This is a genomic window from Mucilaginibacter puniceus (assembly GCF_054783175.1).
The window spans coordinates 751237-772945 of the sequence record NZ_BAAGRB010000001.1 but is presented as its reverse complement, the minus strand read 5'-3'; the positions used below and the strand labels follow the sequence as shown (position 1 = coordinate 772945).

Genomic DNA, 21709 nt, shown 5'->3' with positions numbered 1-21709 from the left:
CCATTGTATGCTAACTACTGCTATTTAGGTTATTTAGATTATTTATTTCATCAAGTGTTGCAACCGCACTGCCAAATTTAGCTACAACAATGGCGGCCGCGCTGTTTGCAAAATCACATGCTTCTGATATGGATAGGTTATTGGCCAAAGCAAAAGCTAATGCCGCAATAACAGTATCGCCGGCACCTGTTACATCAAAAATATCAATTGCTTTTGTTGGCTTTTTGGTTAATTTATTTTGATGATAAATAGCTATACCATCTTCTGATAATGTTACAACCACTATTGGGGCACCTGTAACTTCTGCAATTTTTTTGCAGGCTTGCTCCAACGTGCTATCATCTACAATGTTAATACCTGATGCTAAGGCAGCTTCCTTCTTATTAGGTTTGATCAATGTAGCACCGTAATATTTTGATAAGTCTTTATATTTTGAATCAACAACAGTTGGGATTTTATTATCAGCACATAAATTTATTATACCCTTTATTAGGTATGGGCTTAATACGCCTTTGCAATAATCTGATAATATTACTATATCAATTTCTGTAATGTTTGATTTTAAAAACTGGAGTATCTCGTCGGCTATATTGTTGCTACAATTAAATTTATCCTCTTTATCTAATCTTATTAGTTGATGGCGGTTTACAATTACACGACTTTTAATTGTAGTGCGGCGTTCGCTGTCTTTCACCAAATGATAAAAGGCCGGTTTAATTTTTTCAAGCTCGCTTAATACAATCGGATTGGCATCGTCATTGCCACTTATGGTGATAATTGAGGCATCGCAGCCAAATGCCTTTAAGTTTCTTAGCACATTGCCTGCCCCGCCTAAACTGTAAACATCTTCCTTTACATCAACTATTTGCACCGGCGCCTCAGGCGAAATACGCTCGCATAAACCATTTATATAATGGTCAAGCATCATATCCCCTATTACACAAATTCTTGCTTTGTTATGATCCGGAAGTGTGAATAATGGCATTTGTTATGACAACAAAGTAAAGTTAATAGCCGCAAATATCGCTATTGTAGCTGATAATTTAGAATACTTAACGACAAACTGTTATTAGATCAAGCCTGACCCATAGTACCACCAAAATTCATAGGGAATCCCGTTGGCCCTTGTTGCATTTTAACTATTCCGTTTGCAGTTTCAAACTTTTCTATATTTTCTTCCAATGCTGCTACTAAACGTTTAGCATGTTCCGGCGTTAATATTATTCTTGATTTTACTTTTGCTTTGGGCACACCTGGTACCACGCGTATAAAATCAATTACAAACTCTGAAGTGGAGTGAGTAATTATAGCCAGGTTTGAATAAGTACCTTCGGCTATTTCCTCAGAAAGTTCAATGCTTAACTGATGTTCGTTTTCTTCTTCCATAATGCTAAAATAACAAAGCCTTCTGTTTTGAGGAAGGCTTTGTTAAAATTAATGCTTTTTAGCTCAAATTACCGTATCTGTAATTAATTATTTGATATTTTTTTATACACTTTAGTTATCTGATTTTCAAATGCTTTATAGGAAGATGTATCTAACCCAACCTGGCGGCATTGGGCAGACATGCTGCTTTTTTCGTCATCATTTAAATTGATCAGCTTAAAAATACCATCACTAAAATCATTGGCATCCAGGTATTTTGCCAAATATCCGGTGGTGCTATTTATTAAATCGCAAGCGGTGCCTATATTAAAAGCTACCACTGGTGTTCCGCACATTAGGGCCTGGTTTATCATCATCGGCCCGGCATCCTGAATTGACCCGCTTAAATAAACATCAACCATAGCATAATACTCGGCCAGTTTATTATAAGGTAAACTACCTGCCTGTATTACTTTAAAATCAAAAAAAGATTGCAGATCAACGCTGGATAGCCCCGCAATTATCAAAACCACATCATTACTTAAATGCGGCGCATTTTTATATAATATATGCAAGGCATCTACCAGGTACTTAAAACCTTTTCGTTCTTCCGTTACATGTACCGAACCTATAAATAAAACAATTTTATCGGCTAAACCATGGCTGTGTTTTAGTTTCTTTTTATCCTGTGGCTTAAATATATTTTCATTTATTACCGGGTATATAGTATCTATATGTTTAAATAATTTACTTTTTTCGGCATAGTTATGCATCCAGGTATTGCCTAAAAAAACGCAGTTGATATTATTATAAACCTGCTTTTTGTATAAAAATGCTTTTCGTGTAAAATCGTATTCGTTATCCGACTTTAACGCCGGGCATTTACCGCAAGCTGTTTCAAAATTGCGGCAATCCCAAAAATAGCTGCAGCCCCCCGTCATCGGGAACATATCTGCAACTATCAAAAAAATAGGCACATGCAACTTGTTATATATTTCCTGGAGCGTTTTTGCAGTGATCATGTCCTTCCAAAAAAATACCAATACCAGGTCGTACTGAATTTTTATCTGTCTTAAAATCAACTTCGGATTTACTGATGGCCGGCTTTCGTCATTGGTATAATTATTATTAAAATAATAATTAAAATCGGGGGTGCCTTTATCCAAATTTAATATTTTCCTCATTTTACGTAATCGCCTTCTTATCTGGTAAGTAAGCGTTTCCAATAGAGTGTATCGTTTTGGTAATACGGATAACGTGTTAACTGTTTGGTCTTTTATGGGATATTTTAAAAGCAGATCAATGTGGTGTCCGCCAGCTTTAATAGCTTGCGCCATATCCAACACCATCCGGGGTGAATAATCAGACGGGCTGCTGCTGGATATGAGTAATATTTTTAGCTTATCTGTCCCAGATGCCATGGGCCGATTTATTTAGTAACTTATTTAACTGTATCGCCCCTATCCATGATATAGAAGCCGACATTAAAATTTGAGAAAATACAATTCCGTTTAATTGCCATCTGCTGCAAAAATAAATAGCTATGGGTAAATTTATCATACCAACAAATAACGAACCTATTAATTGCAATTTAATTTTACCTATACCATAAATCAAAGTAGAATGTAAGGTGTTCCAGATATGAAAAATCTGCCAAACACCTAATAATAGCGTCAAAGTAAATGGAATAACTATCATTTGATGCAACCAAATTTTATAAATAAATGGCGACACAGCAACTAATACCAATGCCCCTGCTGCAATTGCCAAGGTTATTAATCTTAATTTCCTGGTTACATTTTTCATCCATCGATAATCATTTAATGCCTGCGCTTCGGCAAAAGCACTCCAAAACGGGGTTATTATTATGGAAAAAAACATGCCAATAACCGACATGTACTTATAGCCAACATTATACACTGATACACTGGCCGGGCTTAATATTTTTATAATAATAATGTTATTGGTTTCATAATAAACCAAGGCAATTATCTGGATCAAAAAAAACTTTAAACCCAACCCCATCAAATCTTTTGCATAGGCGAATTTGACATACTTTAACCCGGGCAAATATTCTTTCAAATCATGCGTATAAAACCATATAGAAAATACAATTAAAACAAACACGTTTACACCACCCATTAACAAACCTAAATATACCAATGAGCCTTGTGTAGTTTTGGTTAAAATGGCAATTCCAATTAGCACTAATATTTGGCTTACCGTATTGTACAATGACGCCATTACTGATTTTTGCAAGGCATTTAAAATAGTAGTTATAAGCCCTAAAATAAATTGAAGCGCAAAGGTTGTCAGCACAATTAAAACCACTTTGATCAAATCATTTGACATATTTGGGGGTGCATTTAAAAAGCTGGCCCAGTTAACGTAGTAAGATCCGATAAAGGCAACCACCCAAACTATACTAATTATTATAGTCAGTATGGCGTAAGTTGTGCTTACATATATTTTTGCCAATTCTTTATTACCGTGTGCAATGGCTTCAACAAATTTGTTGCGCAAGCCATTACCAAAACCAATATCAAAAAAGCTAAGCCATAAAATTGCAGATGAAAGGGCTATCCATACCCCGTATTCATTAGGCGATATATAATTTATGGTCATGGGTACAATAAGCATGCTTAATAACACCCCTAATCCTTTAAGCAAAAATCCTCCTGTAACGTTTATTTTGGCTTGAAGGCTACGTGTATGCCCCCGGCTAAAATATGTTTGTAATTTATTTATGCCGGATTTGATCATTTATAAAAAGAAATAACTGATTGTATTATTTTATCAAGTTGCTTATCTGTTAATTCAAAATAGAATGGTAACCTGACAAGGCAACTCTCAAATCTGTCAGCATTAGCTAAAATCCGGCCGTCATGCTTGTCCTTATAATATTCGCTTTTATGCAGGCTCAAGTAATGAAACACGCTCCAAATGCCATCGCGTTTTAAATGTTCTATTAAATCGCTTCGCTCTCCAATATTATTACAAACCAAATAAAACATGTGGGCATTGTTAGTAGCATAAGTAGGGATAACCGGTAACTTAAACGCCCCCAAATTAGATTGTGCCAGTAGCCCATCATAGTATTTATTCCATATTTGTTTTCTTCGGGTTTGTATCCTATCCAACTGCTCCAACTGTGCATATAAAAAGGCCGCAATAACCTCTGAAGGCAAAAACGATGAGCCCGTATCAACCCAACTGTATTTGTCTACCTCACCTCTGAAAAATGATGCTCGGTTGGTGCCTTTTTCCCAAATGATCTCCGCTCGTTTAATATATTTTTCGTCATTAATAGCCAACAGTCCGCCTTCGCCTGATATTACATTCTTGGTTTCGTGGAAGGAGAATGCGGCTAAATGGCCTATGCTTCCCAATGGTTTATCTTTATAATACGAGTCTATTGATTGGGCGGCATCTTCAATAACCACCAAATTATGTTGAGTAGCCAATTTCATAATCGCGTCCATATCCACCGCTATACCCGCATAATGCACCACTACTATGGCTTTTGTGTTATTGTTAATTAATAATTCCAGTTGTGCTACATCAATATTAGGGCTATCCGTTTGCGAATCAGCAAATACTACCTTTGCCCCCTGGCGCACAAATGCCAATGCGGATGATACAAAGGTATATGAAGGCACAATTACTTCGTCTCCGGGCCCGCAATTGATCAGCATGGCACACATCTCTAACGCGTCGGTACATGATGTAGTGAGCAGGCATTTTTTCATACCATATTTGGTTTGAAAAAACTCATGGCATTTTTGCGTAAACATTCCATTACCGGATATTTTGCCCGACTGTACCGCCTCGGTAATATAAGCCGTTTCTTTACCCGTTAAAAATGGTTTGTTAAATGGTATCATTATTTAATAAACTTAGCGGGGTTACCTGCATATAGCCCGCTACTTTCTATGGTTTTTATTACAACTGCGCCGCCACCTATTTGGGTATTTTGCTTAATATTTATATTATCTATAATCGTACTGTTAATACCGATTATGCATTGCTCCTCCACATTCACAAAACCGGCTATTGCCACCCGTGGCGATAAAAAGCAATGGCTGCCTATAACCGTATCATGCGCAATGGTACAACCTATATTTAATATAGTGTTAGCTTTTATGGTCGATTTAGCATCAATAGCACAACGTGGGTAAATAACGCACCCATCTTCTATTGTTGCTGAATAATCAACCCAGGACGATGAATGCACTATTTTACCAAAAGCTATTGTACCTGCAAATTGTTGATATAGTTCCTTTCGTATTTTTAAATGCTTATAGCCTATGGCTATAATTAACTCATCAAACTGTTTATCAGCATAAGCTCCGTTAATAGCTGATAATTTGCCTATAACTTCATGTCCATTAATTTTAATGGATTTGGTAAAATCATCAAAAAAAACCACCTCGGTATAATGCCCGTCTGCTATAGCATAATGTGCTATTTGCTGCCCTAAGTCGCCTGCGCCTATTATACCTAATATCTTCATCTTATATTAAATCTTCAATATCAAACAACGATGTAATCGTATGGGGGCTGTTTTGATAAAAATTATCCCTATCAATTACATACGATTTAATGCCCAACTGCATAGCCGGTTCCATATCTAATTTAAACGAATCGCCAATATATAGTATATCCTTTGTATCAACATTTATTTTATCAAGGGCGAGTTTATAAAACTCAACAGACGGTTTAGCCACGCCCATTTCTTCTGAAACAAAGATATCCGAAAAAATGGGACCGAATAATTGAGTTAGTTGTTGTTTAAGAGATGAGTTAAAATTTGATAAAATACCTGTTGGGATATTAATGGCTTTTAGGGCCTCTGTATCATCAAACTTTTCCCAGGGCAGGTATGAACATGCTTCAAATATTTCGTTCAATATCATGTCCGTAGGGATAATCCCAACAGAGTAAAGTAGCTCGGCGTTAAAGCTCCTATAAAATTCACTGTATGTCCTGTCAGGAAATATTATACTTTCTGACAATAATTTATGATTGTATTTTAGTTTATTTAAAGCTATCACATGCCCGTGACTGGTTAACACCCCCTGCATTTTGGTAAACAGGGCGGGTTTGTGTAATATAGTACCGGCTACATCTAATAGTAAATATTTCATTTAATATAGTATATATGGCGAGGCGTTATTATTTAGCTGATCTGTACTGGTTGCATTAGGATATATTACATCACATAGCATCCTTACCGCAACACCTTCAATAGCATTTATAGGTTCGGGCTGCCGGTTTAGCAAATATTCCTGGACGGTATAAACCACGTCCCGAAAACCCAGGTTATGGCGGATAGAGTTAGTGCCCGATATACGGCAATTAACTTCAAATGGTATAATAGTTCCCTCATCATTTACTATGGATTGCAGATTGATACTACCATACAATCCCTTACTGGCTATCATTTTATTGATGATCTTTCCCAACTCCGCATCGTACTTATTAGTGGTGATTGATTTTGAAGTAGCGCCGTTGGCTAATTCCCTTTCCATAGTAAACAGGCCATGCAGGGTACCATCGCGCTTTACATAAAACGCGGTTGTTATTTCAATACCTTTATGCAGGGGCTGTATAACATACTCATCAGAAAAACTTTGCGGGTTGGAAGGGTTTATATGTATATTTTTTGATGCTCTGCCTTCTCGCGGCTTTACAATAATATTGTCTACGTTATTTTTATACTCGCTTGGCAGCCACGATTGTGCGAATGAAATTTGTAATTGATGATGATGTAAATAAGTTAAATATTTATCCAGATAGATTTTAGCGGTATCAGCATCGCTGGCTGCTATAGTGGTGTTTAACGCCGCCTTATTTAAGGCTAAATAATAAACCTCATAATCAGTAGTTGGGATAACTACATCGACTTTCTCCTTTTCGATAATTTCTTTAATGATAGGGATATACTGCTCGTGGTAAGCATACGGCACAACATAAGTACGGTTGCATAAGTGGTTGCCCGCGGTAAATGCCGAAATATCAACCCCGATAATATCAATATCCAGGTTTAAGGATAATATATTACGCAAGGCTCCCTGTGCAACATTACCTCCAATACCGGTAACTAATATTGTTTTTCTTTCCATTCAATATATTCCTTTAGTCCGTCTGCCAAATTTGTAGCAGTACTCCAACCTAATGCACTTCGTGTTAAATCATTATCATAATAAACAGATGTCGAATTATCTTCACCTGTGTATGCTATTTCTGCACCAGTTAAGCCAGCAATTATTCCTGCCACTTCAGTATTGGTATATTCTTTATTAGCAACACCTAAAAGTGGGAAATTAATTATTGATTTACATGCAATAGCCTTTTCTATCAAATTGATAGCGTCCTCAATATATATATAATTTTGATATCTGCCGCCATTGCCCCATACTTGTATGGTTTTGCTTTGCAGCGCCTGATTGCAATAATTAGGTATCAGGGTATTCTCTTTCATCCCTTTTCCGTACAACGATGATAACCTGATTACGTAATTACCGGGATTTTTCATGGCCAATTTTTCGCCGACCAGTTTTGATTGGGCATATTCAGTTTGAGGTTTATCGACAGTATTTTCAGTTATCACATTTCCATCATTCTCAAAAACTGATACCGATGAAATGTAGATGAGTTTTGCATCAGGGAACTTGCTAATTACCTTTTCGGTAAATTTCACATTTGCATTAAAAAGCACATCGCTCTCTTCCTTGTGGTTGCCTGAGGAAACGGCGGCATGGCATACTACAATTACATCAGGAATGATGCCTACATCATCAAGGTTATTATAAACAGTGATATTATTACTTGCAAGTGGTTTGGTGTTTTTATTATATAGGCCAATTACGTGGTGCTTTTCCACCAGTTTTTCTGCTAATCGCGATCCTAAAAAACCATAAACACCTGTAATTAAAATTGTCATTTAGCCGGTTGAATTGTACTGCCTTAATTTACCTAAAAACTCGATTATACAATACCCCTAAAATAACAAAGCCTTCCGTTTTACGGGAAGGCTTTGTTAAAATTAATATTTGAGTATGGCTTACGCTTCTACTTCTTCAGATTTTGAAGCCATTAAGCGATCAAATTCTTCCTGAGAACCTACGCGGATATTTTCGTACTCGCGTAAACCTGTTCCTGACGGAATTAAGTGACCAACAATAACGTTTTCTTTCAGTCCAAGCATTAGATCCTTTTTACCTGCTATAGCTGCTTCGTTCAGAACCTTGGTAGTTTCCTGGAACGATGCGGCAGAGATAAACGATTTAGTACCTAATGACGCTCTGGTGATACCTTGCAGTATCGGACTTGAAGTTGCTGCAATAGCATCACGTACTTCAACTAATTTTAAATCTTTACGTTTTAAAATTGAGTTTTCGTCACGTAACCTTCTTACTGATAATATCTGGCCTGCTTTAAGCGTTTCTGAATCTCCCGGATCAACAACAACCTTTTTGTCAAAGATGTCGTCATTTTCCAGCATGAAATCCCAGCTGTCAACAGATTCGCGCTCTAAGAAACGGGTATCGCCTGCATCCTCAATTGATACTTTTTGCATCATTTGGTGAACAATAACCTCAAAGTGCTTATCATTTATTTTCACACCTTGTAAACGGTAAACCTCTTGTATACCATTTACTAAGTACTCCTGTACTGCGGCCGGGCCTTTAATAGCCAGGATATCAGCCGGAGAGATAGAACCGTCAGACAATGGCATACCTGCTTTTACAAAGTCATTATCCTGTACCAGGATGTGTTTTGACAATGGAACCAGGTATTTCTTGATCTGGCCATCTTTTGATTCGATGGTCATTTCACGGTTACCACGTTTAACACCGCCTAAGGTTACAACACCATCAATTTCGGTAACAACTGCCGGGTTAGATGGGTTACGTGCTTCAAACAACTCGGTTACACGTGGTAAACCACCTGTAATATCTCGTGTTTTACCTGATGAACGAGGTATTTTAGCGATGATCTGTCCGGTTTGAAGTTTTTCGCCTTCATCAACAGCTATGTGTGCCCCTACCGGGATGTTATATCCTTTGATAACGTTGCCTTTACCATCAATTACTTGTATAGATGGATTTTTGGTTTTATCGCGGGTATCAATAATTACTTTTTCGCGGTGACCGGTTTGCTCGTCAGATTCTTCACGGAAAGTGATGCCCTCTAATACAGCTTCAAACTGTGCCTTACCAGCAAATTCAGATATAATAACCGCATTATATGGATCCCATGAACAGATACGGTCGCCTTTTGATATTTTGCTGCCATCTTTTACATACAGGTATGAACCGTATGGAATATTATTGGTAACAATTACTTTGTTGCTTCCTTCTTCAACTATACGGAACTCGCCTGAACGGCCTAATACTACATCAACATCACCTTCTTCAGCGGTTTTGTAAGATACAGTACGAACGTTTTCAAATTCAATAATACCTTCAAATTTAGCGTTGATCTGTGACTCGGCCGCGATGTTTGATGCGGTACCACCCACGTGGAATGTACGTAGTGTTAACTGTGTACCCGGCTCACCGATAGACTGTGCAGCAATTACACCAACAGCCTCGCCTTTTTGCACGCGTTTACCGCTGGCAAGGTTACGGCCATAGCATAAAGCACATACGCCACGTTTGCTTTCGCAAGTTAATACCGAACGTATTTCAATACCTTCTAAAGGCGAATTCTCAATATTTTTAGCAATTTCTTCAGTGATATCTTCGCCGGCAGTTACTAATAATTCATTAGTAATAGGGTCATGAACATCATGAAGAGTGGTACGGCCCAAAATACGGTCATATAATGGCTCAACAATATCCTCGTTATCCTTTAACGCGGTAGTGAAAATACCTCTTAATGTTCCGCAATCAACCTCACCAACAATCATATCCTGCGCTACGTCATGTAAACGACGGGTTAAGTAACCCGCATCCGCCGTTTTCAACGCTGTATCCGCCAAACCTTTACGTGCACCGTGGGTTGAGATAAAGTACTCTAATACTGACAAACCTTCTTTAAAGTTTGAAAGGATAGGGTTTTCAATGATCTCGCCACCTGAACCTGATTTTTGAGGCTTAGCCATCAAACCACGCATACCTGCAAGCTGACGGATCTGCTCTTTTGAACCACGTGCTCCAGAATCCAACATCATGTAAACCGAGTTAAAGCCCTGGTTATCGTTGCTCAGGATGTCCATCACATTCGCGGTTAAGCGGTTGTTGATACGTGTCCAGATATCGATAATTTGGTTATAACGCTCGTTGTTGGTAATGAAACCCATGTTGTAGTTACCCATTACTTCTTCAACTTGTTTAGAAGCTTGTGCAATAAGTGTAACTTTTTCAGCAGGGATATTGATGTCTTTTAAGTTAAATGATAAACCACCCTGGAATGCCATTTTGAAACCTAACTCCTTAATATCGTCAAGGAACTGGGCCGCGCGTGCCATACCTGTGTTTTTAACTACCTCGCCAATAATATCACGTAATGATTTTTTGGTTAATAGCTCATTTATATAACCTACTTCTTCCGGTACGTGTTGGTTAAACAATACGCGGCCTACCGTGGTATCAATAATTTTATTCACAATGCTTCCGTCACGCTCTTTAACTAATGCTTTTACTTTAATAAACGCGTGTAAGTCTAATTTACGCTCGTTATAAGCGATAATCACCTCTTCGGCAGAGTAGAAAGTTAAGCCTTCGCCTTTTACAACGCGGTCAGCATCAGTTTTACGGCCTTTGGTTATGTAGTACAAACCAAGCACCATATCCTGTGATGGTACTGTAATAGGCGTACCGTTAGCAGGGTTTAAAATATTGTGTGATGCCAGCATCAAAACCTGGGCTTCCAAAATTGCCGCGTTACCTAGTGGTACGTGTACAGCCATCTGGTCACCGTCAAAATCCGCGTTAAACGCGGTACAGGTTAATGGGTGTAACTGGATAGCTTTACCCTCAACCAATTTTGGCTGGAAAGACTGGATACCTAAACGGTGCAACGTAGGTGCACGGTTTAATAATACCGGGTGTCCTTTTAATACATTTTCTAAAATATCCCAAACTAATGGGTCTTTACGGTCAACTATCTTTTTGGCAGATTTTACTGTTTTAACCACACCACGCTCAATCATCTTGCGAATGATAAATGGTTTAAACAACTCGGCAGCCATATCTTTAGGTAAACCACACTCGTGTAGTTTCAGGTTTGGACCTACAACAATTACCGAACGTGCCGAATAATCCACACGTTTACCCAATAAGTTTTGACGGAAACGGCCTTGTTTACCTTTCAGAATATCTGAAAGAGATTTTAAAGCACGGTTACCTTCAGTTTTAACCGCGTTAACTTTACGTGAGTTATCAAATAACGAATCTACAGCTTCCTGTAACATACGTTTTTCGTTACGTAAAATCACCTCAGGTGCTTTGATCTCGATCAAACGTTTTAAACGGTTATTACGGATAATTACACGACGGTAAAGGTCATTTAGATCTGAAGTTGCAAAACGGCCACCTTCCAATGGTACCAATGGACGCAATTCAGGTGGTATAACCGGAACGATCTTAACGATCATCCACTCAGGGTTGTTTTCTATACGTGATTGTGCACCACGGAAAGCCTCAACAACTTGTAAGCGTTTTAACGCTTCGTTTTTACGTTGTTGTGAAGTCTCGGTAGCTGCCTGGTGGCGTAAGCTGAATGATAACTCATCCAGGTCAATACGTTTCAATAATTCTTCCAAAGCTTCTGCACCCATTTTGGCTACAAATTTCTGTGGATCTTTATCGTCCAGGTACTGGTTTTCTTTTGGAAGAGTATCCAAAATATCTAAATATTCTTCCTCAGTAAGGAAGTCCATTTTGTTGATACCATCAGCTTCTTTAATACCGGCTTGTATAACCACATATCTTTCATAATATATGATCAGGTCAAGCCTTTTGGTAGGTAAGCCCAACAGGTAACCAATTTTGTTAGGTAATGAACGGAAATACCAGATATGAGCAACCGGAACAACCAGGTTAATGTGGCCCATACGCTCACGACGTACTTTCTTTTCAGTTACTTCAACACCGCAACGGTCGCACACGATACCCTTGTAACGGATACGTTTGTATTTACCGCAATGACATTCGTAATCTTTAACCGGACCAAAAATACGCTCGCAGAATAAACCATCGCGCTCAGGTTTATAGGTCCTGTAGTTGATGGTTTCCGGTTTTAAAACTTCACCGCTTGAACGCTCCAGTATAGATTCCGGAGAAGCTAAACTGATCGTAATCGTGGTAAAATTACTTTTGATTTTATTATCCTTTTTGTAAGACATAGTCTCCTTGTTTTTTAATGTGTGAAGGAGTGATTGAGTGATTGAGTGAATGGAATGATTTTACTCACTCATTCACTCAATCACTAATTCACTAATTATTCTAAAGTGATATCCAAACCTAAACCTCTTAATTCATGAACTAATACGTTGAATGATTCAGGAACTGAAGGCGTTGGTAAGTTTTCACCTTTAACAATAGCCTCATAAGTTTTAGCACGGCCAATAACATCATCCGATTTAACGGTCAATATTTCTTGCAGTATGTTTGATGCACCAAATGCTTCCAGTGCCCAAACCTCCATCTCACCAAAACGCTGACCACCAAACTGGGCTTTACCACCCAATGGTTGTTGTGTAATTAACGAGTATGGCCCGATAGAACGTGCGTGCATTTTATCATCAACCATGTGACCTAATTTCAGCATGTAGATAATACCTACCGTAGTTTGCTGATCAAAACGATCGCCGGTTAAACCATTGTATAAATAGGTACGGCCCGATTCTGGTAAGCCTGCTTTTTTGATCCACTCTTCCACTTCATCATGGCTTGCACCATCAAAAATTGGAGTTGCGAATTTCATGCCCAGCTCTTTACCGGCCCATCCTAATACAGTTTCATATATCTGGCCCAGGTTCATACGTGAAGGTACACCCAGTGGGTTCAACACAATATCAACCGGTGTTCCGTCTTCTAAGAAAGGCATATCCTCGTCACGTACAATACGTGCAACAATACCTTTATTACCGTGACGGCCCGCCATTTTATCACCTACTTTTAACTTACGTTTTTTAGCGATGTAAACTTTAGCCATTTGTACTATACCTGATGGCAGCTCATCACCTACGCTAATAGCAAACTTATCACGACGGTAAGCACCCAATTCTTCATTAACTTTAATGTTGTAGTTATGAAGCAAAGTTTTTATCTGCTCGTTTTTGTCGTCATCAGTTGTCCATTTAGTTGGGTTGATGTTCTCGTAGTTTAATTCAGTCAGAATTTTCTGAGTGAATTTAACGCCTTTAGGTACGTGTAACTCTTTGTAAACATTGAATACGCCTTGTGATGTTTTACCATTCACTATCTCAAACAACTTCTCAATTAAGGTTGATTTAAGGTCTTTAACCGCTTTATCATGTTTAGCATCAAGTTTTTCTATTTGTGCTTTTTCTTCTGCCTTAGTAGTTTTCTTAGCACGTGAGAATAATTTGGTATCAATAACCACACCCGCAATTGAAGGCGGAGTTTTTAATGATGCATCTTTAACATCACCTGCTTTATCACCAAATATGGCACGTAGTAATTTCTCTTCCGGAGAAGGATCGGATTCGCCTTTCGGAGTGATCTTACCTATCAGGATATCGCCTTCTTTAACTTCGGCACCAACACGGATAATACCGTCTTCGTCCAAATCTTTAGTAGCTTCTTCTGATACGTTAGGAATATCCGGAGTTAACTCTTCTTCACCACGTTTAGTATCACGCACTTCTAATTCAAACTCTTCAACGTGAAGAGAAGTGAATATATCCTGCGATACTACACGCTCAGAAATCACGATCGCATCCTCAAAGTTGTAACCTTGCCAAGGCATGAATGCCACTTTAAGGTTACGACCCAATGCAAGCTCGCCATTTTGTGTAGCGTAACCTTCGCAAAGTACTTGTCCTTTTTCAACGCGTTCGCCTTTTTTAACAATTGGCTTAAGGTTGATGGTAGTGCTTTGGTTGGTTTTCTTGAACTTGGTTAAGATATAGCTCTTGCTATCACCGTCAAATGAGATCAAACGATCTAACTCGTTACGGTCATATTTAATTCTTATTTCGTTAGCATCCACATACTCAACAACACCATCACCTTCGGCATTGATCAATGTACGTGAATCTTTTGCTACACGGCCTTCCAAACCTGTACCTACAATTGGCGCTTCAGGGCGCAATAATGGTACGGCCTGGCGTTGCATGTTTGATCCCATCAACGCACGGTTAGCATCATCATGCTCCAAAAACGGAATCAATGAAGCTGCAATCGACGTAATTTGGTTAGGTGCAATATCCATCAAATCAAGTCTTTCCGGCTCAATAATAGGGAAGTCACCTTCAAAACGTGCTTTTACCTTTGGTGTAGCAAACTCGCCTTTATCATCATAAACTGCGTTTGCCTGGCCAATAGTTTTACCATCTTCATCTTCTGCAGACAGGTAAATAACCGGCTCATTAACCTGTACTTTACCATCAACCACACGTTTGTACGGAGTTTCAATAAAGCCCAGGTTGTTAATTTTGGCGTGTACACAAAGTGATGATATCAAACCAATGTTTGGTCCTTCCGGAGTTTCAATAGTACATAATCTACCGTAGTGGGTATAGTGTACGTCACGAACCTCAAAACCGGCACGCTCACGCGATAAACCACCTGGGCCTAAGGCCGACAGACGACGCTTGTGCGTAATCTCTGCCAGTGGATTGGTTTGATCCATAAACTGTGATAACTGGTTAGTTCCGAAGAACGAGTTGATCACAGAAGATAGGGTACGTGCATTAATTAAGTCAGTTGGCGTAAATACCTCGTTATCGCGGATGTTCATACGCTCACGTATTGTACGTGCCATACGAGCCAAACCAACACCAAACTGGGCGTATAACTGCTCACCTACTGTACGCACACGACGGTTTGACAAGTGATCAATATCATCCACCTCGGCTTTTGAGTTGATCAACTTGATCAAGTATTTAACAATAGCAATAATGTCTTGCTTAGTTAAAACCTTAGTCTCGTCTGATGTGCTTAATTTTAATTTACGGTTGATCCGGTAACGACCAACATCACCCAGATCATATCTCTTATCAGAGAAGAACAAACGATCGATGATACCACGAGCAGTTTCCTCATCAGGTGGTTCAGCGTTACGTAATTGACGGTAGATATGCTCAACCGCTTCTTTCTCAGAGTTTGAAGTATCTTTTTGTAAAGTATTGTATATAATGGTATAATCTCCGCTGGTCGCTGCATCTTCTTTATTTAAGATGATGGTTTTAACACCGGCATCGATGATCATATCAATATGGTCATCTTCCAACACGGTTTCGCGCTCAAGGATTATCTCGTTACGGTCGATAGAAACAACTTCACCGGTATCTTCATCCACAAAATCCTCAACCCATTTTTTAAGTACCCTTGCAGCAAGCTTACGGCCAATGAATTTCTTCAAGCCAGATTTGCTAACTTTTACTTCATCAGCCAGTTCAAATAATTCTAAAATGTCTTTATCTGAATCATAGCCGATAGCACGCAATAAGGTAGTTACCGGGAATTTCTTTTTACGGTCAATGTAAGCATACATCACGTTATTAACGTCTGTAGCAAACTCAATCCATGATCCTTTAAAAGGAATAACACGGGCCGAGTACAATTTTGTACCGTTGGTGTGACGGCTTTGGCCAAAAAACACACCTGGTGAACGGTGTAGTTGTGATACAATTACACGTTCGGCACCATTAATAACAAAAGTACCTTTAGGCGTCATGTAAGGGATAGTACCCAAATAAACGTCCTGTACAATGGTTTCAAAATCTTCGTGCTCGGCATCATTACATGATAAGCGAAGTTTTGCTTTTAACGGTACGCTGTAAGTTAATCCGCGTTCAATACACTCGCGTATATCATAACGTGGCGGATCAATAAAGTAGTCAAGAAACTCTAAAACAAAGATGTTTCTTGAATCTGAGATCGGAAAATTTTCGGCAAATACTTTAAATAACCCCTCTTTATAGCGGTTGTCTGAAGTAGTTTCTAATTGAAAAAATTCCTGGAAAGACTGTAACTGTACATCCAAAAAATCCGGGTAATCAAGTACCTTTCTGCTGGTTGCAAAGTTTACTCTTTGATTATTATTGTTTGCCAAGGTATTTTAGTTTTAGTTTATTAATAACCTTATGTAGACATGTAATGTTTAGATGCTTGATACTGAGATAATTTGTATTTCAGTATAGGTATTTACAATCTAAACCTTTATAAACAGCAATAGACCCCGACCAAAATGGTCGGAGTCTGATGCTATAAGTACTGTGGTTAACTTATTTAACCTCAACTACTGCTCCGGCTTCTTCTAACTGAGTTTTAAGAGATTGAGCTTCTTCTTTAGTTACACCTGTTTTTAATTCTTTTGGTGCACCGTCAACAAGATCTTTTGCTTCTTTCAAACCAAGACCGGTTAAGTCTTTTACTAATTTAACAACTGCTAATTTTTGACCACCTGCTTCTTTCAGGATAACATCAAATGCAGTTTGTTCTGCAGCAGCTGCAGGAGCATCATCGCCACCACCAGCAGCCGGGCCAGCAACAGCTACAGCTGCAGCAGCAGGCTCAATACCATACTCGTCTTTTAAGATCTGAGCTAATTCGTTTACTTCTTTTACTGTTAAGTTTACCAACTGTTCAGCAAACGCTTTTAAATCCGCCATTTTATTTTATTTTTTTACTTTAATACTTTTGTTTAAAATCGAACTTTATAGGTGTTCGTTTAACCTCTTTCTTGTAAAGTTTTTACAAGGCCCGCAATAGTGTTACCGCCTGATTGTAGGGCAGAAACAACGTTTTTAGCAGGTGATTGTAATAATCCAATGATCTCGCCAATTAATTGCTCTTTTGATTTTAATTTGATCAAAGTGTCAATTTGATTGTCTCCAACAAATATTGCTGAGTCAATGTAAGCTGCTTTTAAAATCGGCTTATCACCTTGTTTTCTTAACGCTTTGATCAACTTTGCCGGAGCAGTTGCTGATTTAGAGAAAAGAATAGATGATGATCCTTTTAATACATCAAACATTGGGCTAAAATCACCGCCAGCAGCTTCCATAGCCTTTTTAATTAAGGTATTTTTTGCTACTTGCATCGTAATGTCGCTTTCGAAACATTTACGACGAATGTCATTGATCTTGGCAACCGTCAAATCAGATGTATCAGTAATATAAAAATTACCGAAATCTTTAATTTGTTCAGTAAGGGCAAGAACAAGATCGTGTTTTTCTTCTTTATTCATGATTAGATCCCCGCTACTGTTTTAGTTTCAATTTCAATTCCTGGTGACATAGTTGAAGAGATATGGATACTCTTAAAATATGTTCCTTTCGCTGATGATGGTTTTAATTTAGAGATAGTTTGCAATACTTCTAAAGCATTCTCATAAATTTTATCAGCAGGGAAAGATACTTTTCCTATTGAGGCATGGATGATACCGGTTTTATCAACCTTGAAATCGATCTTACCACCTTTTACATCAGTTACAGCTTTACCAACTTCGGTAGTTACTGTTCCTGATTTAGGGTTAGGCATTAAGTTACGTGGTCCGAGTACACGACCCAAACGACCTACTTTAGCCATAACACTAGGCATAGTTATGATAATATCAACATCAGTCCACCCACCTTCAATTTTGGCAATATAATCATCCAAACCTACGTAATCTGCACCTGCGTCTTTAGCCTCTTGTTCCTTATCAGGAGTACAAAGTACTAATACACGTACAGTTTTACCGGTTCCATGAGGCAATGTTGCTATACCACGTACCATTTGATTGGCTTTGCGTGGGTCAACACCTAAACGTACATCTATATCAACTGATGAATCAAACTTGGTAGTAGAAAGATCTTTTACCAATGCTGTTGCATCTTGTAATGTGTATGCTTTATTAGCCTCAATTTTGGAGAGTGCCACTTTTTGATTTTTTGTTAATCTAGCCACTGTCTTAAACTGATTTGTATAAATTTTTGTTAATTATTTCGAATTTCGGATGTGGGATGTCGGATTTACTCTTTTATCCTTTTCTTTGTTCGAAATGTTCCTAATCTCATCTTCTTCTTTTCAATTTTTAAATTCGAAATTGAAAATCCGAAATCCGAAATTATTTAGTTCCAGGGAGCCGTACCTGATACGGTTATTCCCATACTGCGAGCCGTTCCGGCTACCATTTTCATGGCTGATTCTACTGTAAATGCATTCAAATCAGTCATTTTATCTTTAGCAATAGCCTCTACCTGATCCCAGTTTACACTGGCAACCTTTTTACGGTTTGGCTCGGCCGAACCACCTTTTAAACCTGATACTTCCAATAACTGGATCGCAACAGGAGGAGTTTTAATGATAAAATCGAAAGACTTGTCAACATAAACGGTAATAACCACAGGCAACACTTTACCAGGTTTATCCTGGGTACGTGCATTGAATTGCTTGCAGAAATCCATAATGTTCACCCCTTTTGCACCTAATGCAGGTCCAATTGGAGGTGATGGATTTGCAGCACCGCCTTTCACTTGCAGTTTCACCATCGCACCGACTTCTTTTGCCATTTTGCTTTTTTATTTAATTATTCAATGTTATAAAGTGGAAGCTATGTAACATTTGTTTATTAGGTTTTAACACCCAATGCTTTTATATAAAATTCGAAATCGAAAATTCGAAATCCGAAATATTAACTACTCTTTCTCTACTTGCATGTAATTCAATTCAAGCGGCGTACGGCGGCCAAATATCTTTACCATTACTTTCAATTTCTTTTTCTCTTCGTTAACCTCTTCAATCACCCCGCTAAACCCGTTGAAAGGTCCATCCATTACTTTTACGTTTTCGCCAACATAATAAGGCACATTCATGGTTTCACCTTGTGCACTCATCTCATCAACCTTACCTAAAATACGGTTAACTTCTGCCTGACGTAGTGGAATTGCATTTCCGGCTTTATCACCCAAAAATCCAATTACGCTATTTATATTTTTTATAATATGTTCAATCTCGCCACCTAACTCAGCTTCCATCAACACATATCCCGGAAAAAAGTTACGCTCTTTAGCTATCTTTTTACCATCGCGCATCTGGTAATATTTTTCTGTAGGTATTAATACCTGCGGAACCAAATGTGTGATACCTAAACGGCTAATCTCGGCATCTATATATTGCTTAACCTTTTTTTCTTTACCGCTGATGGCTCTAACTACGTACCATTTTAACTGATCACTCATCTCTTATCTAAAAATTAAGCCAGTGAACTATAAAACTTCTTCAATACCAAACCAATAATTTGGTCCATACCAAATATTAACATAGCAATGATCAATGCTGCTACCAATACTAATATCGCGCTGCTTTGCAACTCTCTCCAGGTTGGCCAGGTTACTTTCTCGGTCAACTCTATGTAAGACTCTTTAATATATTCTGCTACGTTAGCCATTTTACTTTCTTATTACGCACGGGAACAAGGATTCGAACCCTGATCAAAGGTTTTGGAGACCTCTATTCTACCGTTGAACTATTCCCGTGTAACCCTTGCCCCTAATTAGGGTGCTTTATAATATTGATAAAGTACCCCAATAAAAATCGGGGTACTTTACATAAAAATTAACCGTTATTCTCCGTTAAAAAACGGGGTAAAATTATTTTATAACTTCAGTCACCTGGCCGGCACCTACAGTTCTGCCACCCTCACGGATAGCGAAACGCAGACCTTTTTCCATTGCGATAGCGTTGATCAATTTTACAGTGATGGTAACGTTATCACCAGGCATAACCATTTCTACACCTTCAGCAAGGGTGATCTCACCAGTTACGTCAGTTGTACGGAAATAGAATTGCGGACGGTATTTGTTAAAGAATGGAGTGTGACGTCCACCTTCTGCTTTTGATAATACGTAAACTTCTGCTTTAAAGTCAGTGTGTGGAGTTACTGAACCTGGTTTGCAAATAACCATACCACGACGGATATCAGTTTTTTCAATACCACGTAACAATAAACCTACGTTGTCACCAGCTTCGCCACGGTCAAGGATCTTACGGAACATCTCAACACCTGTTACGGTTGATTTTAAGTTCTCAGCACCCATACCTAATATATCAACAGGCTCGCCAGAGTTGATTACACCACGCTCGATACGACCGGTTGCAACAGTACCACGACCAGTGATCGAGAATACGTCCTCAACAGGCATCAAGAATGGAAGATCTGTCAAACGTGGAGGAATTGGAATGTAGCTATCTACAGCATCCATTAATTCCATAATTTTTCCAACCCATTTCGGATCAGCATTTAAGCCACCCAAAGCAGAACCCTGGATAACAGGAATATCATCACCAGGGAAATCATAGAATGAAAGTAGTTCACGGATTTCCATTTCTACTAATTCTAATAATTCCGGATCATCAACCATGTCAACTTTATTCATGAACACAACTAATGAAGGTACACCTACCTGACGTGCTAATAGGATGTGCTCGCGAGTTTGAGGCATAGGGCCATCAGTTGCAGCAACTACTATAATTGCACCGTCCATTTGAGCAGCACCAGTAACCATGTTTTTCACATAATCCGCGTGACCTGGACAGTCAACGTGAGCATAGTGACGGTTAGCAGTTGAGTACTCAACGTGTGCTGTATTAATTGTTATACCACGTTCTTTTTCTTCAGGAGCTGAGTCAATTGAATCAAATGAACGAGCTTCTGATAAACCTGCATCACTTAATACTTTAGTGATAGCTGCGGTTAAGGTTGTTTTGCCGTGGTCAACGTGACCGATTGTACCGATGTTTAAGTGCGGTTTACTGCGGTCAAACTTTTCTTTTGCCATGATTTATTTTTGTTTGGTTAATTTATATTTTAAAAACTGTTATTATATACTCTTTATAATACTTTGAGCCAACAATGGGATTTGAACCCATGACCTCTTCCTTACCAAGGAAGTGCTCTACCCCTGAGCTACGTCGGCTTGTTGATTTCGAATTTCGGATGTTCAATTTCGGATTTTAATACCCGGCAAATCTTTCCTTATTCTAATCTTCAATATCTAAATCCGAAATCTCAATTCCGAAATCCGATATTCGAATGAGCGGAAGACGAGGTTCGAACTCGCGACCTATAGCTTGGAAGGCTATCGCTCTACCAACTGAGCTACTTCCGCTTTAACAAGTTTGCAGTTTACAGTTTTCAGTTACAGCGTTAAACTGCG

18 protein-coding genes and 3 tRNA genes are annotated in these 21709 nt (G+C 38.6%); all 21 read right to left on the bottom strand.

Annotated features, from left to right (window positions below):
- Positions 1-10: 10 nt before the first annotated feature.
- Positions 11-985, bottom strand: coding sequence for a bifunctional heptose 7-phosphate kinase/heptose 1-phosphate adenyltransferase (locus ACYVJ6_RS03670; RefSeq protein WP_460692670.1), 975 nt, complete (start codon positions 983-985; stop codon positions 11-13).
- 89 nt (positions 986-1074) lie between these two features.
- Positions 1075-1386 (bottom strand): DUF3467 domain-containing protein, encoded by a 312-nt coding sequence (locus ACYVJ6_RS03665; RefSeq protein WP_460692669.1) that lies wholly within the window; start codon positions 1384-1386, stop codon positions 1075-1077.
- Positions 1387-1469: 83 nt separating this feature from the next.
- The gene (locus tag ACYVJ6_RS03660) at positions 1470-2786 is read right to left on the bottom strand and encodes a glycosyltransferase (protein WP_460692668.1); all 1317 of its coding nucleotides are present in this window, start codon (positions 2784-2786) and stop codon (positions 1470-1472) included.
- Positions 2767-4128, bottom strand: coding sequence for a lipopolysaccharide biosynthesis protein (locus ACYVJ6_RS03655; RefSeq protein ID WP_460692667.1), 1362 nt, complete (start codon positions 4126-4128; stop codon positions 2767-2769). The genes ACYVJ6_RS03660 and ACYVJ6_RS03655 overlap by 20 nt, the downstream gene beginning before the upstream one ends.
- Positions 4125-5249 carry a dTDP-4-amino-4,6-dideoxygalactose transaminase gene (rffA, locus tag ACYVJ6_RS03650; RefSeq protein ID WP_460692666.1) on the bottom strand — a complete coding sequence of 375 codons (1125 nt, stop codon included), beginning with the start codon at positions 5247-5249 and terminating at the stop codon, positions 4125-4127. The genes ACYVJ6_RS03655 and rffA overlap by 4 nt, the downstream gene beginning before the upstream one ends.
- Positions 5249-5878, bottom strand: a complete 630-nt coding sequence (locus tag ACYVJ6_RS03645; RefSeq protein WP_460692665.1) for an acetyltransferase — start codon at positions 5876-5878, stop codon at positions 5249-5251. The genes rffA and ACYVJ6_RS03645 overlap by 1 nt, the downstream gene beginning before the upstream one ends.
- A gap of 1 nt (position 5879) precedes the next feature.
- Positions 5880-6512 carry an HAD family hydrolase gene (locus ACYVJ6_RS03640; protein WP_460692664.1) on the bottom strand — a complete coding sequence of 211 codons (633 nt, stop codon included), beginning with the start codon at positions 6510-6512 and terminating at the stop codon, positions 5880-5882.
- On the bottom strand, positions 6513-7490 hold the full coding sequence (locus tag ACYVJ6_RS03635) for an ATP-grasp domain-containing protein (protein WP_460692663.1): 978 nt from the start codon (positions 7488-7490) through the stop codon (positions 6513-6515). It lies immediately after the preceding gene.
- A complete protein-coding gene (locus ACYVJ6_RS03630; protein WP_460692662.1) occupies positions 7469-8311 on the bottom strand; it encodes an NAD-dependent epimerase/dehydratase family protein in 843 nt (280 codons plus the stop codon). The genes ACYVJ6_RS03635 and ACYVJ6_RS03630 overlap by 22 nt, the downstream gene beginning before the upstream one ends.
- A gap of 120 nt (positions 8312-8431) precedes the next feature.
- Positions 8432-12721, bottom strand: a complete 4290-nt coding sequence (gene rpoC / locus ACYVJ6_RS03625) for a DNA-directed RNA polymerase subunit beta' (protein ID WP_460692661.1) — start codon at positions 12719-12721, stop codon at positions 8432-8434.
- A gap of 95 nt (positions 12722-12816) precedes the next feature.
- Positions 12817-16620 carry a DNA-directed RNA polymerase subunit beta gene (rpoB, locus tag ACYVJ6_RS03620; RefSeq protein ID WP_460692660.1) on the bottom strand — a complete coding sequence of 1268 codons (3804 nt, stop codon included), beginning with the start codon at positions 16618-16620 and terminating at the stop codon, positions 12817-12819.
- A 172-nt stretch (positions 16621-16792) separates the two neighbouring features.
- Complete coding sequence (rplL, locus tag ACYVJ6_RS03615; RefSeq protein WP_460692659.1) at positions 16793-17179, bottom strand: 50S ribosomal protein L7/L12; 387 nt, start codon at positions 17177-17179, stop codon at positions 16793-16795.
- Positions 17180-17238: 59 nt separating this feature from the next.
- Positions 17239-17757: a 50S ribosomal protein L10 gene (gene rplJ / locus ACYVJ6_RS03610; RefSeq protein ID WP_460692658.1), complete on the bottom strand. Its 519-nt coding sequence runs from the start codon at positions 17755-17757 to the stop codon at positions 17239-17241.
- A gap of 2 nt (positions 17758-17759) precedes the next feature.
- Positions 17760-18458: a 50S ribosomal protein L1 gene (gene rplA, locus ACYVJ6_RS03605; protein WP_460692657.1), complete on the bottom strand. Its 699-nt coding sequence runs from the start codon at positions 18456-18458 to the stop codon at positions 17760-17762.
- A 164-nt stretch (positions 18459-18622) separates the two neighbouring features.
- Positions 18623-19063, bottom strand: coding sequence for a 50S ribosomal protein L11 (gene rplK, locus ACYVJ6_RS03600; protein ID WP_460692656.1), 441 nt, complete (start codon positions 19061-19063; stop codon positions 18623-18625).
- A gap of 126 nt (positions 19064-19189) precedes the next feature.
- Positions 19190-19732 carry a transcription termination/antitermination protein NusG gene (gene nusG / locus ACYVJ6_RS03595; RefSeq protein ID WP_460692655.1) on the bottom strand — a complete coding sequence of 181 codons (543 nt, stop codon included), beginning with the start codon at positions 19730-19732 and terminating at the stop codon, positions 19190-19192.
- 14 nt (positions 19733-19746) lie between these two features.
- Positions 19747-19941, bottom strand: a complete 195-nt coding sequence (secE, locus tag ACYVJ6_RS03590) for a preprotein translocase subunit SecE (protein WP_460692654.1) — start codon at positions 19939-19941, stop codon at positions 19747-19749.
- A 17-nt stretch (positions 19942-19958) separates the two neighbouring features.
- A tRNA-Trp gene (locus ACYVJ6_RS03585) sits at positions 19959-20029 on the bottom strand.
- Positions 20030-20143: 114 nt separating this feature from the next.
- The gene (gene tuf / locus ACYVJ6_RS03580; protein WP_460692653.1) at positions 20144-21331 is read right to left on the bottom strand and encodes an elongation factor Tu; all 1188 of its coding nucleotides are present in this window, start codon (positions 21329-21331) and stop codon (positions 20144-20146) included.
- Between the two features lie 66 nt (positions 21332-21397).
- Positions 21398-21469, bottom strand: a tRNA-Thr gene (locus tag ACYVJ6_RS03575).
- A gap of 119 nt (positions 21470-21588) precedes the next feature.
- Positions 21589-21661, bottom strand: a tRNA-Gly gene (locus ACYVJ6_RS03570).
- Positions 21662-21709: the final 48 nt, after the last annotated feature.

Bases quoted from the DNA above. Each gene is read 5' to 3' on its own strand.
- ACYVJ6_RS03670 (WP_460692670.1), bottom strand. From the start codon at position 985: ATGCCATTATTCACACTTCCGGATCATAACAAAGCAAGAATTTGTGTA.
- ACYVJ6_RS03665 (WP_460692669.1), bottom strand. From the start codon at position 1,386: ATGGAAGAAGAAAACGAACATCAGTTAAGCATTGAACTTTCTGAGGAA.
- ACYVJ6_RS03660 (WP_460692668.1), bottom strand. From the start codon at position 2,786: ATGGCATCTGGGACAGATAAGCTAAAAATATTACTCATATCCAGCAGC.
- ACYVJ6_RS03655 (WP_460692667.1), bottom strand. From the start codon at position 4,128: ATGATCAAATCCGGCATAAATAAATTACAAACATATTTTAGCCGGGGG.
- rffA (WP_460692666.1), bottom strand. From the start codon at position 5,249: ATGATACCATTTAACAAACCATTTTTAACGGGTAAAGAAACGGCTTAT.
- ACYVJ6_RS03645 (WP_460692665.1), bottom strand. From the start codon at position 5,878: ATGAAGATATTAGGTATAATAGGCGCAGGCGACTTAGGGCAGCAAATA.
- ACYVJ6_RS03640 (WP_460692664.1), bottom strand. From the start codon at position 6,512: ATGAAATATTTACTATTAGATGTAGCCGGTACTATATTACACAAACCC.
- ACYVJ6_RS03635 (WP_460692663.1), bottom strand. From the start codon at position 7,490: ATGGAAAGAAAAACAATATTAGTTACCGGTATTGGAGGTAATGTTGCA.
- ACYVJ6_RS03630 (WP_460692662.1), bottom strand. From the start codon at position 8,311: ATGACAATTTTAATTACAGGTGTTTATGGTTTTTTAGGATCGCGATTA.
- rpoC (WP_460692661.1), bottom strand. From the start codon at position 12,721: ATGTCTTACAAAAAGGATAATAAAATCAAAAGTAATTTTACCACGATT.
- rplL (WP_460692659.1), bottom strand. From the start codon at position 17,179: ATGGCGGATTTAAAAGCGTTTGCTGAACAGTTGGTAAACTTAACAGTA.
- rplJ (WP_460692658.1), bottom strand. From the start codon at position 17,757: ATGAATAAAGAAGAAAAACACGATCTTGTTCTTGCCCTTACTGAACAA.
- rplK (WP_460692656.1), bottom strand. From the start codon at position 19,063: ATGGCAAAAGAAGTCGGTGCGATGGTGAAACTGCAAGTGAAAGGCGGT.
- nusG (WP_460692655.1), bottom strand. From the start codon at position 19,732: ATGAGTGATCAGTTAAAATGGTACGTAGTTAGAGCCATCAGCGGTAAA.
- secE (WP_460692654.1), bottom strand. From the start codon at position 19,941: ATGGCTAACGTAGCAGAATATATTAAAGAGTCTTACATAGAGTTGACC.
- tuf (WP_460692653.1), bottom strand. From the start codon at position 21,331: ATGGCAAAAGAAAAGTTTGACCGCAGTAAACCGCACTTAAACATCGGT.